The organism is Streptomyces sp. NPDC059875 (assembly GCF_042731085.1).
Taxonomy (GTDB): Bacteria; Actinomycetota; Actinomycetes; order Streptomycetales; family Streptomycetaceae; genus Streptomyces.
This window is the reverse complement of record NZ_JBHWJZ010000017.1, coordinates 100,348-115,253: the sequence shown is the minus strand read 5'-3', so window position 1 is coordinate 115,253 and position 14,906 is coordinate 100,348. Positions and strand designations below refer to the sequence as shown.

Below are 14,906 nucleotides of genomic sequence, written 5' to 3'. Positions count from 1 at the left end.
CTCCTTACAGGATCCGCGCGCTGCCTCCAGGATGGTCCTCATCGAACACGATCACGAAATCAGGGGGAATCATGCTGCTCGTCACCGGTGTCTCCGGCAGCCTCGGCTCGCTCGTCGCAGGGCGTCTGGCCGGCCGTGACGACGTCGTCCTCGGCACGCGCGCCGGACTGTCCGGCACCCGCCTCGTCGACTTCGACGAGCCCGCCACCCTGCCGGGAGCCTTCGCCGGGGTGGACACCCTGCTGCTGATCTCGGCGGGGTACGGCGAGGACGACACCGTGATCGCCCGGCACGAGGCCGCGATCTCCGCCGCCGAGGCGGCCGGGGTCGGCCACATCGTCTACACGAGCCTCTCCGGCGACGGGGACCACCTCACGTACTCCCTCGCGCACCGCTGGACCGAGCGGCGGCTCCAGCGGTCGAGCGCGGAGTGGACGGTCCTGCGCAACGGGCTGTACGCCGAGTTCCTCACCTGGATCGCGACCCCGGACGCCGACAACCGCATCACGGGCCCCCTCGGCGAGGGCCGGCTCGCCGCCGTGGCCCGCGAGGACCTCGCCGAGATCGCGGTCACCGTCGCCACCGCCCCGGCCGTGCACGCCGGGCGCACGTACGAGCTCGTCGGCGAACGCCCGCTGGGCGGGGCCGACCTGGCGCGGGCGCTGGGCGCCGAGTACGCCCCCGGCACGCTCGCCGAGGCGCGGGCCGCCATCGCCGCCTCGGGAGCCGAGTCGTTCCAGGTCCCGATGTTGACGGGGACGTACTCGGCGATCGCGCACGGCTTCATGGACGGTACGGGCGTGCAGAGCAGCCTGCGCGAGCTCCTTGGCCGGGAGCCGCTGGACGCGCTCGATGTGTTCGTGGAAGCCGTACGCAAGGGGTAGGACGTACGGCGGGGTAGGGCCAGGCATACCCCGCATACGCCCTCCAGTGGTCGTGAGCCCCGGGCGCGAAAACGGTTCGCTTGAGCCATGACAACGACGCACTCCGACACCGCCGTTCGGCTCACCGGCCTCCGCCGCCATCACCGCGACGTCCGCGCCCTGGACGGCGTCGACCTCGACTTCCGTACCGGGACCTTCACCGCCGTCATGGGGCCATCGGGCTCCGGCAAGTCCACGCTGCTGCAGTGCGCGGCCGGTCTCGACCGGCCGACCGGCGGGACGGTCGAGGTGGGCGGGGTCGCCCTGGAGGGGCTGAGCGAGCGGCGGCTGACGCTGCTGCGGCGGGACCGGATCGGCTTCGTCTTCCAGTCCTTCAACCTGCTGCCCTCGCTCACCGCCGCGCAGAACGTGGCCCTGCCGCTGCGGCTGGCCGGGCGGCGCCCGTCGCGTACCGAGGTGCGGGATGCGCTGGCGCGGGTCGGGCTCGGCGGACGGGAGAAACACCGACCCGGGGAGCTGTCCGGCGGACAGCAGCAACGGGTGGCGATCGCACGGGCGTTGATCACCCGGCCGGCGGTGCTCTTCGGGGACGAGCCGACCGGCGCCCTGGACTCCACCACGAGCCGTGAGGTGCTGACGATGCTGCGGGAGCTGGTGGACCGGGACGGCCAGACGATCGTCATGGTGACGCACGACCCGGTGGCGGCGGCGCGGGCGGACCGGGTGGTGTTCCTGGTCGACGGGCGGGTCGAGGGGGAGCTGCACGAGCCCACCGTCGAGCGGGTCGCGGCCCGTATGGCCGGCCTCGAGACGGGGGCCCTGGCATGCTGACCGTCGTCCTCTCCGGGCTGCGCGCCCGCTGGGCCGCCTTCCTCGGCAGCTTCGTCGCCCTCGCCCTCGGCGTCGGGCTCCTCACGGTCATGGGCCTCGGCCTCGCCTCGACCTTCGACGCACCGGAGCGCCAACCGCAGCGGTTCGCGTCCGCGCCGGTGGTCGTGAAGGGGAAGGACGCGGTCACCGTCGACGTCCGGCGGGGGCCGGACACGGCCTCCGTCTCGAGGAGGCTCGACCGTCCACAGCCTGTGGACACCGAACTGCTGCGCGAGCTGAAGGCCCGCTGGACCGTCACCACCGCCGGCGGCCCCGACGCCGTCGGCGTGCACGGTCCCGCCGCCGAGATCCGAACCCTCGTCGGCGACCGCGGCCAGGTCCTCACCGGGAACGAACGGCGGCTCGCCGACCCCGAGCCCGAGCAGGACGCCGAGGCGCTCGTCGCCCTCAACTCCCTCCTCGGCACCGCCGGTGGCGTCACCACCTTCGTCTCCGTCTTCGTCGTCGCCTCCACCTTCGCCTTCGCGGTCGCCCTGCGGCGGCGGGAGTTCGGGCTGCTGCGCACCGCAGGGGCCACCCCCGGCCAGGTGCGTCGGATGCTGCTCGCCGAGGCCGCGGGCGTCGGTGTCCTCGCCTCGGCCGCCGGGTGCGCGCTGGGCGCGTGGGGTGCGCCGTGGCTGGCGCGGGTGCTCGTCGACGGCGCTCTCGCCCCCGACTGGTTCGCGATCGGCGACGCCGGCTGGCCGCTGCACGCCGCCTTCTGGACGGGGGTGACCGTGGCCCTCGCCGGGGCGGTCGCCGCCTCCCGCAGGGCCGGGAAGGTCGGCCCGACGGCCGCACTGCGCGAGGCGGACGTCGACACCGACGTCCTGCCGCTCGGCCGGGCGCTGTTCGGCGGCGGGCTGCTGGCGGCGGGTCTTGGGCTGCTCGTGTGGACGTACGCCACCGAGCCGTCGGAGCTGCTCAAGCGCAAGACGTACACAACCCTGCCGATGCTCCTGATCACCGGCGTCGCGCTGCTCGCCCCGCTGCTCGTCCGGCCGGTGGCGCGCGCCCTGCGGTTGCCGGGGGCCGTGGGGATGCTCGTCCGGGAGAACAGCGCGGCGGCCGTACGCCGTACCGCCGCCGTCGCCGCGCCCGTCCTCGTCACAGTGGCCCTTGCCGGCTCGCTGCTGGGCTCGGCGACGACGGTGACCGGCACGAAGGCGACGGAGGCGCGGGAGCAGACGGCCGCGGAGTGGGTGGTGAGCGGCGAGGACCTGCGGCCCGTGCCCGGCACCTCGGCGACCGCGACGACGTCCGTCTTCGTACGGGACGGGGCCGAGGCGCTCGTGAAGTACGGGGCGCGGGCGGTCTCCGACCCGGCGGCCTTCGCGGACCTGGCGCGGCTGCCGGTGGTGGCCGGGGACGTACGGGACCTCGACGACCGGTCGATCGTCGTCAACGAGGAGTGGGAGCGGCGGACGGTCGGCGAGCAGGTCGAGGTGTGGCGCGCGGACGGCAGCGGACCGGTGCGGCTGCGGATCGTGGCGGTCCTGGCGCTCGGGACGGGCGACAACGGGCCGTACGTGACCCGGGCCAACGCGCCGGGCGCGGCGGTGGACCGGATCGAGGCGCGCGGGGTGGCGCCGGAGGCCCTCGCGGCGGCGGGTGGGACGGTGCGCACGGCGGACGAGTGGGCCGCCGCCACGCACCCCGCGACCAGCCCGCAGACCCGGCTCGGGCTGCTCCTGGTCCTCGGCATCGCGCTCGTCTACACCGTGATCGCGCTCGCCAACACGCTGCTGATGGCGACGTCGGTACGGGGCGGGGAGCTGGCCTCGCTCCGGCTGGCCGGCGCCACGCGGGCGCAGATCCTGCGGGTCGTGACGGGTGAGGCGGGCCTGGCCGTGGCGATCGGCGCGGTCCTCGGTCTCGCCGTGACGGCGGTGAATCTGGGGGCGCTCGGTGCGGGGCTCGCGGCGCTGTCCGCGCCGGTCTCCCTGACGGTCCCGTGGGCCGCGGTCGGGACGGCGGCGGGGGCGTGCGCGGCGGTCGCCATGGCCGCCTCGGCGCTCCCCGCGTGGCGGGCGACGCGCTGAGCGGCGAAGGTGGGTGGACGGGGCGGTGACCGGGGTCGGAGCCGGGTCACCGCCCCGCCCTGCATGGGCCCGGCCCGGGATCCGCTCGGCACCCCTACGGCAGCAGGATCAGCTTGCCGCGCGCATGGCCCGACTCGCTGAGTTCCTGGGCGCGGGCCGCCTCCTTCAGGGGCAGGGTCTCCGCCAGGCGGACGGAGAGGCGGCCCTCGGCGGCCAGGCGGGCCTGGGCCGTGATCCAGGCGCGGACCCGGTCCGGGCTCGCGCTCACGCCGCTGAAGACGATCCCGTGCTCCTCCGCGTCCGTCGCCGCGATCGTCACGATCCGTTCCTTCGCGCCGCCCAGCAGCTCGATCGAGACCGGCAGCGTGTCGTGGCCGGCCGCGTCGAAGACCGCGTCGACGCCCTGGGGCGCGGCCGCCCGGACGCGGTCGGCGAGGCCGTCGCCGTACGTCACCGGGATCGCGCCCAGCGAGCGCAGGTACGCGTGGTTGGGCTCCGAGGCCGTGCCGATCACGGTCACCCCGGCCGCCACCGCGAGCTGGACGGCCACCGAGCCGACCACGCCCGCCGCGCCGTGCAGGAGCAGGGTCTCGCCCGAGACCACCCCGAGCAGGTCGAGGACCCGCTGCGCGGTCTCGCCCGCCACCGGGAGGCTCGCCGCCTGCTCCCAGGTCAGGTCGGCCGGCTTGGGCGCGAAGACCTCGGCCAGGGCGTACTCGGCGTAGGCGCCGGTCGTCGTCCAGCCGAACACCTCGTCGCCGACCTCGACACCGGTCACATCCGGACCCAGCGCGTCGACCGTCCCGGCGAACTCCAGGCCGGGGACGGCCGGGAAGGTCGTCGGGTAGAACGCCTCGACCCAGCCGTAACGCCGCTTGTGGTCCAAGGGGTTGACGCCGACCGCGGCCACCTTCACCCGGACCTCGCCGCGGGCCGGCTCGGGCACCGCGACCCCGGTCTCGTGGCGCAGCACATCCGGGCCGCCGAACTCGTCGTACACGATCGCTTCCATCGCATCCTCCTCAGGTCGGCCTCCAGCTTCGATCGACGACCCCTTCCTCCCGGCCGCCCGAACGGCCAGTCCCACCTGTCCGAAAGACCAGCCACGGACAGGGCGGGGCTCACTACGCTGATCCGCATGGACGCGACCACGCTGACGACCGCGTACGAGATCATCCGGCAGCCGCTCGGCGAGATCCTGCCCCGGCTCTCGGCCGCGCTCGCGCCGCTGATCCCGCACCGGGCCGCCGCCGAACTCTCCACGCACTGCGCGCACTCGCCCTTCAAGGCGGTCGACGAGAGCGGCCTGATCAACGCAGCCGAACTGGCCCCGCTGCTGGCCTCCGGCACGCCCGGCAGCCCCTGGCAGGGCAGGGCGACGGTCGGCGGCGCGGAGCGTGATGTCGTCGCCGTCACCAGCGACGCGACCGCCCGCCGTTCGGTCCTCGTGCTCGTACGGGAGGACGGCACCGGGCCCGTACCTGACGGGACCCTGGCCGTCGCGCAGGCCCTCTGGGACCTGGTGACCAGTCACTTCGACCGGTTCGCGGTGGAGGCGCTGCCGGGCGCCCTGGCCCGTTCGCGGGCGGCGGCCGACACCCGGGCGCGGGTCATCGCGGAGCTGACGACGGCGCACGCGGCGGCCCTCTCCGGGATCCTCGGGGTGCTCCGCAGCCGGGCCCTGGACGACGGGGCGGCCCGGGTGACGGCCACCGACCTCGCGGTCAACGCGCTGATCGAGATGCGGGCGGAGTCGAAGCGGGACCGCTCGGTCGCGGAGGAGCCGGCCCACGAGGCCTTCGACCGGCTCGCGGACGGGCTGCGGATCATGCTTCGGCACAGCCCGGTACGGCTCGAACTCGGCCCGCCGGACAGCTCGCGCTCCCTGGCGGCGGACGTGGCGCACGGGGCGCGGGCGATCGTGCGGGCGCTGCTGCTCGTGGTCCTGGAGCAGGAATCGGTGAGCCGGGTCCGCGTCGGCTGGCAGGTCACGGAGCACGAGCTGCGGGCCACGCTGCGGGACGACGGCGCGGGCGCTCTGGACGCCTGCCCGCTGGGCGCGGGCAGCGTCACCGACCGGCTGGAGGTGCTCGGCGGCCGGCTGGACATGGACGCCGTCCCCGGCTGGGGCACGACGCTCACGGCGACCCTCCCGCTGGCCACCCCGGACGCACCGACCACGGCCGTGGACCCGCTCACCGACCTCGGCGGCCGCGAACTGGAGGTCCTGACCCAGCTCGCGCTCGGCCACCGCAACCGGCAGATCGCGCAGGAACTCCACATCAGCGAGTCCACGGTGAAGTTCCACGTCGCCAACATCCTGACGAAGCTGGGAGTCGCCTCCAGGGGCGAGGCCGCGGCGCTCTTCCACAAGGCGGCGTGACGGCGTCGGCGGGCGGCGGTGCGGTGACCGGGCGCTGTCAGTGGCAGGTGTCAGACTCGCACCCATGAGCGAGAGGTGGGCGCTGGACCGCGAGGCGGAGGGGGACGGAGCGCTGCTCGTCCCGCTCGGTCCCGACGGGCTGCCCTCCGGCGCTGTCGTCCGGGAGCCGGATCTCGTCGAGGCCGTCCGATCCCGGCCCGACGTCGCCCGCTGGGTGTGGCGTTCGACCGCCGAGGTCCATCCCCGGCTCCTCGCCGCCGGCGTACGCGTCGAGCGGTGCTACGACATCGAGGCGGCCGAGCAGCTGCTCCTCAGCCACGAGGGGCGCCTCGGGGAGCCCCGGTCCGCGGCCGCCGCCCTCGCGCGCCTGCGGAACGCACCCGTACCGCCCGATCCACCGCAGCGGGCCGCCGAGCCCGGCTCCCAGGACTCGCTCTTCGAGCCCAGGGCCAGCGCCACCGCCGTCCCCTTCGAAGGGCTCCTGGAGGTGTACGCCGAGCAGCAGCGCCGCCACGAACGGGCGGAGCATCCGGGCAGGATGCGGCTGCTCACGGCCGCCGAGTCCGCCGGGATGCTCCTCGCCGCCGAGATGCACCGGGCCGGGCTGCCCTGGCGGGCCGATGTGCACCGGGAGGTGCTGCACGAGCTGCTGGGCGAGCGGTACGCGGGCGGCGGCGAGCCCCGTCGCCTGGCCGAACTCGCCGACGAGGTCTCGGCCGCCTTCGGCCGGCGCGTCCGGAGCGATCTGCCCGCCGACGTGGTCAAGGCCTTCGCCCAGGCCGGCATCCGGGTGCGGTCCACCCGCCGCTGGGAGTTGGCGCAGATCGACCACCCGGCGGTGGAGCCGCTCATCGCGTACAAGAAGCTGTACCGGATCTGGACCGCCCACGGCTGGTCCTGGCTCCAGGACTGGGTGCGCGACGGCCGCTTCCGGCCCGAGTACCTGCCCGGGGGCACGGTCAGCGGCCGCTGGACCACCAACGGCGGGGGCGCCCTGCAGATCCCCAAGGTCATCCGTCGGGCCGTCGTCGCCGACCCGGGCTGGCGGCTGGTCGTCGCCGACGCCGACCAGATGGAGCCCCGGGTCCTGGCCGCGATCTCCCGCGACCCCGGCCTGATGGAGGTCGCCGGGCACCCCGACGACCTCTACACCCGGCTGTCGGACCGTGCGTTCTCCGGCGACCGCGACCACGCCAAGCTCGCGCTGCTCGGCGCGATCTACGGCCAGACGAGCGGCGACGGCCTGAAGAACCTGGCCGCGCTGCGCCGCCGCTTCCCGCTGGCCGTGGCCTATGTCGACGACGCGGCGAAGGCCGGCGAGGAGGGCCGGCTCGTACGGACCTGGCTCGGCCGGACCAGTCCGCGCGCGGTCGGCGCGGGCGAGGCCGAGGAGGCGGGCATCCCCCAGGAGGGCGGCGAGAGCGGTGAACCCTCCGTGGCGGAGGGCGAGTTCACGCCCGGGTACGCCTCCAGCAACGCGCGGGCGCGCGGCCGGTTCACGCGTAACTTCGTCGTACAGGGCAGCGCCGCGGACTGGGCGCTGCTGATGCTCGCCGCGCTGCGCCGCGCCACCGCGGGGATGCGGGCCGAGCTGGTCTTCTTCCAGCACGACGAGGTGATCGTGCACTGCCCGGCCGAGGAGGCGGAGGCGGTCACGGAGGCGATCCGCGCCGCCGGGGACGAGGCCGGGCGGATCACGTTCGGACAGACCCCGGTGCGCTTCCCGTTCACGATCGCCACGGTGGAGCGGTACGCGGACGCGAAGTAGCGGCCGGCCGGGCCCCCGCCGGGGTCCGGCCGCCCGCTCACCCGTCGGCTCCCCCTACTTCGCCGGGAGCTTCGCCCACGTGTCGCTGAGGGCGATCGCCTTGAGCTGCTCCATCGTCAGGGCGGGCTCGGCGCGCGTCGCGTCCTGGTGCTGCGCGCCCGTGTTGAACGCGGAGACCACGACGCGGAAGCCGGCCTTGGTCATGGTGTCGGCCGTCCACCAGACCACGCCCGCGCCGCCCTTCTCACCGGGCTGCCGGGTCAACTTCAGGAACCGCCCGTCGGGCAGCGTGGTGGCGCCGCTGCCGAACAGGTCGCCCGCGACATCGTCCATGCCGTACTGCACGTTGATCTGGACGAGGCTCTTGCCCTTGCCGTCGTCGACGACCACGAAGGCGAACTCGCCCTCACCGCCCTTGGAGGTGACCTTCAGGCCCTTGGGCAGCAGCGAGCGCAGCGTCGCCTGCACGGCCGCGCCGTTCACCTCCAGGGGTCCGGTGACGGCGCCCGGCGGAAGCTGCTCGGTCCGCGGCACGGGCAGCTGCTGGAGCAGCGGCCGCCAGCCCTCGGCCGTGACCAGCTTCTTCAGCTGGGAGGGGGTGAACGGCGGGCCCGTGCGCGTGATCTCCGAGCCCTTGGCGGTGGGCGCGTTGTACTCGCTCGCGTCGATCAGGAACCCGTCCTTGGTGAGCAGGACCGCCCGCCAGTTCTTGGTGTCCACACGCCGGTCCGGGTACTCGTATCCCTGGAACACCATCAGCCGGTCGCCGTTCGGCAGCGTGTCGCTCGTACAGGCGTCGAACTCGACGAAGGCGGCGTCCGGGCAGGTCACCTGGCCCGCGCCGGCCTCCTTGCCCTGCCCCGCCCGGGAGAGGCCGACGGAGACGCCCGCCTTGCCCTTGCCGTCGTCGTAAACACCCGTGACGCTCTGCCCCGTGCCGTTCTCCCCGTCGATGGCCCAGTCGCCGGCGGGGGTGTTCGCCTTCAGCACGGCCGCCAGGTCCTCGACCGGGATCCGGGCCTCGGCTCCCGCCTTGTCGGCCGGTACGGCCTTGTCGCGTGCGCTCCGCCCCTGGCCGTCCCCTTCCGGCTTCGGGGCCGCGACCGAGGCCCCCTTGGCCGCCCCGCCCGAGCCCAGCAGGTCACCGCCGTACACGCCGCCGATGCCCACCACGGCGAGCGCCAGCACGCTGCCGGTGACCGCTGCCGCCCGGCGGCGCACCACGCGGCGCCGGCCGCGGGTCAGCCCGCCGGCCACCAGGTCGCGGCCGTCGCCCGCGGCGAAACCGTCGCCGGTACGGCGCAGGGCGTCACCGAGCTCCTCCTCGAATCGTTCGTGTCCCTCGTTCAGAGGCATGCCGAATCACCGTCTCCGGTCCATGGGTGTGTGAAAGGTACAGAAGTTCTGAAGCGCCGGGGTGAGCGCGAGGTCAGCGGTGTGCGAACTCGGCGATGCTGCCGCCGAGCCGTTCCCGGAGCTTGCCGAGCGCCCGCACCGAGCGGGTACGTACCGCCGCGGAGCTCACGTGCAGCGCGTCGGCGGTCTCGTCGACGCTGCGGTCCTCCCAGTACCGCAGCACCACCACCGCCCGGTCCTTGGGCGCCAGCGCGGCCAGCGCGTCGAGCAGGGCGATCCGCAGCGCCGGGTCGTCGCCGGTCTCAGGGGCCCGGTCGGGCAGCTCCCCGAGTGGCCGCTCGGTCGCGGAGCGTCGCCGCTGGTGGCTGAGGAACGTGCGGACGAGGACGGTCTGCGCGTACCCGGCGGGGTTGCCGATCCGCTGTACGCGCCCCCACAGCGCGTACATCCGGCCCAGCGTCTCCTGCACCAGGTCCTCGGCGAGGTGGGTGTCGCCGCTGGTCAGCAGGCATGCCGACCGGAACAGGTGACCGGAACGGGCGGAGGCGAACTCCAGGAACTCGTCCGCGCGGGACTGTCTCATGCCCCTCCCCTCCGTCGTGGCCGCCTTACACCTCAATGACGCGATGGGCGCGAGGAAATGTTTCACACGACTTCGACCCATCCGAAATGTCCCAGAACGCCCGAGAAGGGGTATCCCTGAGACATGAACGCTTTTCTCTTGGATTCCGCAGGGGTCACGACGGCGGCCGGAGTCTGGCAGTCCGGACTGGCCCAGGTTCTCGGCGGCCTGGTCGTGGTCGCCGTACTGATCGGCGCGTTCTGGCTGGGCATGCGGGTCAGGGACAAGGAGTCCCCGACGCCCAAGCCCGAGGATCAGCCCCACCGGCCGGAAGGCGGCCTTCCAGGCGAGACGTCCGAGTACCGCAGGCCCGCCGAGATGCCCCAGACCGACGGCGAACACCGGCTCATGCCGTACCAGCTGAAGGACGGCGGCACGTCGGGCTCCGAGACCTCGCCCGACCCGCCGAGCGAGGAGAAGCGCAAGTGGGGCGGGATCTCGAGCGGCGGCTTCGGCAGCGGTGGGCCGGGGCACGGCGACTGACGCCTCACGGAGGTTGCGACCGGTGGTCGATCACGCGCTGAATCCTGACGATCACGCGTCCCTGACGGACCGCTTCGAGGAGCAGAGGCCGCGGCTGCGTGCGGTCGCGTACCGGATGCTCGGCTCGGCCGGCGAGGCGGACGAAGCCGTGCGGGAGGCGCGGCTGCGGCTGGGCGACGCCGGCTCCGACGCCGACGCGCGCTCCGGCTTCGGCTCCGGCCCCGACTCGCGCTCCGAGGACATGACCCTGGCCGTCGCCCGGGTCTGTCTGGACATGCTGCGGTCGCGCGAATCGCGGCGCGCGGATCCCTGGGACCCCTGGGGCGCGGGCGAGCCCGGGCAGGTCACCGACCCCGAGGAGAGGGCGCTGCTCGCCGTCCTGGACACGCTGACGCCCGTCGAGCGGCTGGCGTTCGTGCTCCACGACATGTTCACGGTGCCCCTCGAGGAGATCGCGCCGATCGTGGAGCGCACCCCCTCCGCGGCCCGGCAGCTGGCCGCCCGGGCGAGGCGGCGGGTGCAGGGCACGGAGGAGATGCCGGAACCGGACCTGCCGCGCCAGCGCCAGGTCGTCGCCGCCTTCCTCGCCGCGTCGCGGAGCGGCGACGTCGACGCGCTGCTCGCCCTCCTCGACCCCGACGTCGTGCTACGGGCGGACGAGGCGGCGGTACGGGCCGGGGCGGGCACCGCACACGGGGCGAGGGCGGTGGCGGAGAGCTTCGCCGGCCGGATCGGGCCGGCGGCGCGGCTCGCGCTGGTGGACGGCGCGGCCGGACTGGTGGAGGCGCCGTCCGGCCCCCCGACGTCGGTGATCGCCTTCACGGTCCTCGACGGCCACGTCACGGCCGTCGACACCCTGAGGGACCCGGGCCACCTCGACCGCCTGGACGTGAAGATCCTCCCGGAGTGAGGTCCCTGCGCGGCCCCACCGAGCCGGTCAAGAAGCCGCGGACTCGGCGTCCTTCGTCCGGGTGTCCCGTGGGGCCGTGGGGGTGGCGGCGGCCTGGGGCGGGAGAGTGCGGCGCCTTCTCACCGGCGAGAGGAACACCGGGAGGAACGCCGTGGCGAGCAGCGCGCCGCCCACCCACATCGTGGGGTGGATGCCCACGAGTTCGCCGAGGAGGCCCGCCACCGCCGCGCCGATCGCGAGCGCCCCGGTGAGCAGGAAGCGGAAGGTCGCGTTCATACGGCCGAGCAGGACATCCGGCGTCATCCGCTGGCGCAGGCTGACGCCGAGGACGTTGTCGATGCCGGTCTTGAACATGGCCAGCAGCCACCCGGCGCCCGCGATCCACAGCCACGGACCGTGCCCGATGAGCGGGACGAGCAGCCCGGCGGGGGCGAGCACGAGGCCGGCCAGGCCCAGGGTGCGGCCGTAGCCGAGGCGGGCCGCCACCGCCCGCGCGCAGCGGGAACCGAGCAGGAGGCCGAGGCCACCGGCCGCCCAGTAGACGCCGAGGAAACCGGCGGAGAGCCCGAGTTCGCGGACGAAGAGCACCGGCATCATCGTGTTCATGATCTGCGAGCCGAGGTTGGTGAGCGCGGCCGACAGCGCGAGCGCCCGCAGCTCCTTGTTCCCGAGGACGTGCCGTACACCCGCCGCGATCTGGGCACGCAGCGGTTCCCGCTTCCGGCCGGCCGGCGCGGGCGCCGCCGCCGCTTCCTTCAGCCACAGGAGCCGTACGGCGGAGGCCAGATGGCTCACCGCGGCACCCGCCACCGCCAGGGGGGCGGTGAGCAGCTGGACCAGACCGCCGCCCGCTCCGCGTCCGGCGACGTTGGTGACGGCCATCAGGCTGACCATGGCCGCGTTGGCCTGTACGAGTCCGTCCCGGCCGACGAAACGGGGCAGGATGCTCTGCCCGGTGACGTCGTGGAAGACGGTGGCACAGCCACTGAGCAGCACGACCGCGTGGAGCTGGGCGAGGGTCAGCGCGTCGCACCACCAGGCGACGGGCACGGAGGCGAAGAGCAGTCCGCGGGCCGCGTCCGCCGCGATCAGCACGCGCCGCTGGGGCAGCCGGTCCACCCACGCCCCGGCGGGGAGGCCGATGAGCAGGAAGGCCAGCGTGGCGAGGGTGGCCAGCGCCCCGACCTCGCCGGGGCTCGCGTCCAGGGCCTCGACCGCGATCAGCGGGACGGCGACGTATCCGACGTTGGTACCGAGGTGGCTGAGGACCGCCGCGGAGAACAGAGTTCGGAAGTCGCGCACGCGCCAGGGTGAGTCGGATCGCATGTCTGCGAACCTGCCGCACCCCGACGCGTCAGCACAAGCGAATAGTTCTATAGAGACAGTTAAGCCGCGCTACACCGATGCCCGGGCGGCCCGGCGAACGACGTCCGACCGGGTCCGCCGCCGATCACCGCGCTTCCGCGTCCGCGACCTCCAGCGCCTCGTCCAGGATCGCCAGGCCCTCCTTCGCCTCCGACTCCGTCAGGTTGCAGGGCGGGGCGACATGGATGCGGTTCATGTGGACGAAGGGCCACAGGCCACGCGCCTTGCAGGCCGCGGCGACCCGGGCCATCGGCGCGGCCGCCTCGCCGGTGGCCGCGTAGGGCACGAGCGGCTCGCGCGTGGTGCGGTCGGTGACCAACTCCAGCGCCCAGAAGGCGCCGAGGCCCCGGACCTCGCCGACACTGCGGTGTCGGGCGGCCAGTTCGCGCAGCCCCGGGCCGAGCACGCGCGCACCGAGGTCGGCGGCGTGCTCGACGACGCGCTCGGCGCGCATGGTCTCGATGGTGGCCACCGCCGCCGCGCAGGCCAGCGGATGGCCGGAGTACGTGAGGCCGCCGGGGTACGGGCGGTCGGCGAAGGTCGCGGCGATCTTCGCGCCGATCGCGACCCCGCCCAGCGGCACGTAGCCGGAGTTGACGCCCTTGGCGAAGGTGAGCAGGTCCGGCACCACACCCCAGTGGTCGGCCGCGAACCAGCGTCCCGTACGCCCGAAGCCCGCCATCACCTCGTCCAGGACGAACACGATGCCGTACCGGTCGCACAGCGCGCGCACCCCGGCCAGATAGCCGTCCGGGGGCACCAGGACGCCCGCCGTGCCGACCACCGATTCGAGCAGCACCGCCGCGATCGTGCCCGGCCCCTCGCCGACGATCGTCTCCTCCAGGTGACGCAGCGCCCGCTCGCACTCCTGCCGCTCGTCCGTGGCGTGGAAGGACGACCGGTAGGCGTACGGACCCCAGAAGTGCACGACACCGGCCGCGCCGGTGTCCGAGGGCCAGCGGCGCGGGTCGCCGGTCAGGTGGATCGCGGTGGAAGTGGCGCCGTGGTACGAGCGGTACGCGGACAGGACCTTGGGCCGGCCGGTGTGCAGCCGGGCCATCCGTACCGCGTGCTCGACCGCCTCCGCGCCGCCCGTGGTGAAGAAGATCCGGTCCAGGTCGCCGGGCGTGTGCTCGGCGATCAGCCGGGCCGCCTCGGAGCGGACGTCGACGGCGAAGCTCGGGGCGACGGTGCACAGTTGCCCGGCCTGCTCCTGGATCGCGGCGACGACCCGCGGATGCTGGTGGCCGATGTTCGTGTAGACGAGCTGGGAGGAGAAGTCGAGGTAGCGGTTGCCCTCGTGGTCCCAGAAGTACGCGCCGGAGGCGCCGGCCACCGGCATCGGCTCGGTCTGCGCCTGCGCGGACCAGGAGTGGAAGACATGGGCGCGGTCGGCGGCGCGCGCCTGGTCGTTGGTACGCGTCATGCCTGGACCGCCTCGTCGTCGGTGCGCGTCATGCCTGGACCGCCTCGTCTCTCGTACGCGTCATGCCTGGACCGCCTCCCCGGTCAGGACGCGGCCCGCGCGGGCCGCGATGTGCGCCGGCGGCTCGATGCCCGCCGGCAGGACGGGATCGGCGACCGGCTCCCCGTACGTGGTGACGACCGGCAGCACCCCGGCCCACAGCCCCAGCTCCGCGTCCGGGCTGTCGCCGTCGTCCGGCGGCCCGGTGGCGATCTTCACCGAGGCCTCGACGAGGTCGAGCGCGACCAGCGCGGTCGCCGCCAGCTCCTTCCGGCTGGGTTGCCGGGCGTACTCCCACTGCCCCGGCGCGCACTGCTCGGTGAGCGCCCGCAGCCCCCGCAGCTTCTCGTCCGGGTCGGTCACGAGCCGCGGCACGCCGTAGATCATCGCGCACCGGTAGTTGACGCCGTGCTCGAAGACGGAGCGGGCGAGCACCAGGCCGTCGACGTGCGTCACCGTGACGCAGACGGTCGCGTCGGGGGCCTGGACCAGGCTCCGGCTGGCGACCGAGCCGTGCAGATAGAGCCGGTCGCCGTCGGTGCCGTAGGCGGTGGGCACCACCATCGTGGTCCCGTCGACGGTGACGCCGAGGTGGCACAGGAAACCGGCGGCGAGCACCTCCTCCAGATCGGCGCGCCGATGACTGCCCTTGTGACGCATCCGGCGCAGCCGGGTGCGTTCGGTGGGGGCCAGTTCGTCCGGTGCGGGTACCTGTTCGGCGGCGGTGCTCATGGTGTCCTCTTCGTAGGGTCGTACCG

The 14,906-nt window shown here is 74.3% G+C and carries 13 protein-coding genes; 7 read left to right on the top strand and 6 right to left on the bottom strand.

The features are described 5' to 3' along the window. Positions 1–71 precede the first annotated feature (71 nt). The 3 genes from ACFV9D_RS21715 (at position 72) to ACFV9D_RS21705 (ending at position 3,796) form a co-directional block, all read left to right on the top strand. Positions 72–884 (top strand): NAD(P)H-binding protein, encoded by an 813-nt coding sequence (locus ACFV9D_RS21715; protein ID WP_385148478.1) that lies wholly within the window; start codon positions 72–74, stop codon positions 882–884. Between the two features lie 87 nt (positions 885–971). Further along, positions 972–1,715, top strand: a complete 744-nt coding sequence (locus tag ACFV9D_RS21710; RefSeq protein ID WP_385148475.1) for an ABC transporter ATP-binding protein — start codon at positions 972–974, stop codon at positions 1,713–1,715. Further along, positions 1,709–3,796, top strand: a complete 2,088-nt coding sequence (locus ACFV9D_RS21705) for an FtsX-like permease family protein (RefSeq protein WP_385148472.1) — start codon at positions 1,709–1,711, stop codon at positions 3,794–3,796. Before ACFV9D_RS21710 ends, ACFV9D_RS21705 begins: the two co-directional genes overlap by 7 nt. A gap of 94 nt (positions 3,797–3,890) precedes the next feature. Here the strand turns inward: ACFV9D_RS21705 and ACFV9D_RS21700 are convergent, their stop codons facing one another. Next, positions 3,891–4,808 carry an NADP-dependent oxidoreductase gene (locus ACFV9D_RS21700; RefSeq protein WP_385148469.1) on the bottom strand — a complete coding sequence of 306 codons (918 nt, stop codon included), beginning with the start codon at positions 4,806–4,808 and terminating at the stop codon, positions 3,891–3,893. Between the two features lie 126 nt (positions 4,809–4,934). On the opposite strand from ACFV9D_RS21700, the gene ACFV9D_RS21695 reads away from it, so the two are divergent. Continuing rightward, positions 4,935–6,179, top strand: coding sequence for a LuxR C-terminal-related transcriptional regulator (locus ACFV9D_RS21695; protein ID WP_385148466.1), 1,245 nt, complete (start codon positions 4,935–4,937; stop codon positions 6,177–6,179). Positions 6,180–6,243: 64 nt separating this feature from the next. Further along, positions 6,244–7,947, top strand: coding sequence for a bifunctional 3'-5' exonuclease/DNA polymerase (locus tag ACFV9D_RS21690; RefSeq protein WP_385148463.1), 1,704 nt, complete (start codon positions 6,244–6,246; stop codon positions 7,945–7,947). A gap of 54 nt (positions 7,948–8,001) precedes the next feature. On the opposite strand, the gene ACFV9D_RS21685 is transcribed toward ACFV9D_RS21690, so the two are convergent. Both ACFV9D_RS21685 and ACFV9D_RS21680 read right to left on the bottom strand, forming a co-directional pair. Continuing rightward, the gene (locus ACFV9D_RS21685; RefSeq protein ID WP_385148460.1) at positions 8,002–9,303 is read right to left on the bottom strand and encodes a hypothetical protein; all 1,302 of its coding nucleotides are present in this window, start codon (positions 9,301–9,303) and stop codon (positions 8,002–8,004) included. Between the two features lie 73 nt (positions 9,304–9,376). Beyond that, a complete protein-coding gene (locus ACFV9D_RS21680; protein WP_385148457.1) occupies positions 9,377–9,886 on the bottom strand; it encodes a SigE family RNA polymerase sigma factor in 510 nt (169 codons plus the stop codon). 123 nt (positions 9,887–10,009) lie between these two features. Here ACFV9D_RS21680 and ACFV9D_RS21675 point away from each other — a divergent pair, with 123 nt between their 5' ends. Both ACFV9D_RS21675 and ACFV9D_RS21670 read left to right on the top strand, forming a co-directional pair. After that, positions 10,010–10,408: a DUF6479 family protein gene (locus ACFV9D_RS21675; protein ID WP_385148454.1), complete on the top strand. Its 399-nt coding sequence runs from the start codon at positions 10,010–10,012 to the stop codon at positions 10,406–10,408. A 22-nt stretch (positions 10,409–10,430) separates the two neighbouring features. Further along, the gene (locus ACFV9D_RS21670) at positions 10,431–11,318 is read left to right on the top strand and encodes a sigma factor-like helix-turn-helix DNA-binding protein (protein ID WP_385148451.1); all 888 of its coding nucleotides are present in this window, start codon (positions 10,431–10,433) and stop codon (positions 11,316–11,318) included. Positions 11,319–11,345: 27 nt separating this feature from the next. Here the strand turns inward: ACFV9D_RS21670 and ACFV9D_RS21665 are convergent, their stop codons facing one another. From ACFV9D_RS21665 to ACFV9D_RS21655, 3 genes are all read right to left on the bottom strand, one after another. Next, positions 11,346–12,644 carry an MFS transporter gene (locus tag ACFV9D_RS21665; RefSeq protein WP_385148448.1) on the bottom strand — a complete coding sequence of 433 codons (1,299 nt, stop codon included), beginning with the start codon at positions 12,642–12,644 and terminating at the stop codon, positions 11,346–11,348. A gap of 124 nt (positions 12,645–12,768) precedes the next feature. Beyond that, positions 12,769–14,109, bottom strand: coding sequence for an aspartate aminotransferase family protein (locus tag ACFV9D_RS21660; RefSeq protein ID WP_385148444.1), 1,341 nt, complete (start codon positions 14,107–14,109; stop codon positions 12,769–12,771). 60 nt (positions 14,110–14,169) lie between these two features. Next, the gene (locus tag ACFV9D_RS21655; RefSeq protein ID WP_385148441.1) at positions 14,170–14,880 is read right to left on the bottom strand and encodes a pyridoxamine 5'-phosphate oxidase family protein; all 711 of its coding nucleotides are present in this window, start codon (positions 14,878–14,880) and stop codon (positions 14,170–14,172) included. Positions 14,881–14,906 lie beyond the last annotated feature (26 nt).

Coding starts and splice junctions, on each gene's coding strand:
- ACFV9D_RS21705 (WP_385148472.1), top strand. CDS start 1,709: ATGCTGACCGTCGTCCTCTCCGGGCTGCGCGCCCGCTGGGCCGCCTTC.
- ACFV9D_RS21655 (WP_385148441.1), bottom strand. CDS start 14,880: ATGAGCACCGCCGCCGAACAGGTACCCGCACCGGACGAACTGGCCCCC.
- ACFV9D_RS21715 (WP_385148478.1), top strand. CDS start 72: ATGCTGCTCGTCACCGGTGTCTCCGGCAGCCTCGGCTCGCTCGTCGCA.
- ACFV9D_RS21690 (WP_385148463.1), top strand. CDS start 6,244: ATGAGCGAGAGGTGGGCGCTGGACCGCGAGGCGGAGGGGGACGGAGCG.
- ACFV9D_RS21675 (WP_385148454.1), top strand. CDS start 10,010: ATGAACGCTTTTCTCTTGGATTCCGCAGGGGTCACGACGGCGGCCGGA.
- ACFV9D_RS21685 (WP_385148460.1), bottom strand. CDS start 9,303: ATGCCTCTGAACGAGGGACACGAACGATTCGAGGAGGAGCTCGGTGAC.
- ACFV9D_RS21665 (WP_385148448.1), bottom strand. CDS start 12,644: ATGCGATCCGACTCACCCTGGCGCGTGCGCGACTTCCGAACTCTGTTC.
- ACFV9D_RS21700 (WP_385148469.1), bottom strand. CDS start 4,808: ATGGAAGCGATCGTGTACGACGAGTTCGGCGGCCCGGATGTGCTGCGC.
- ACFV9D_RS21695 (WP_385148466.1), top strand. CDS start 4,935: ATGGACGCGACCACGCTGACGACCGCGTACGAGATCATCCGGCAGCCG.
- ACFV9D_RS21680 (WP_385148457.1), bottom strand. CDS start 9,886: ATGAGACAGTCCCGCGCGGACGAGTTCCTGGAGTTCGCCTCCGCCCGT.
- ACFV9D_RS21710 (WP_385148475.1), top strand. CDS start 972: ATGACAACGACGCACTCCGACACCGCCGTTCGGCTCACCGGCCTCCGC.
- ACFV9D_RS21660 (WP_385148444.1), bottom strand. CDS start 14,109: ATGACGCGTACCAACGACCAGGCGCGCGCCGCCGACCGCGCCCATGTC.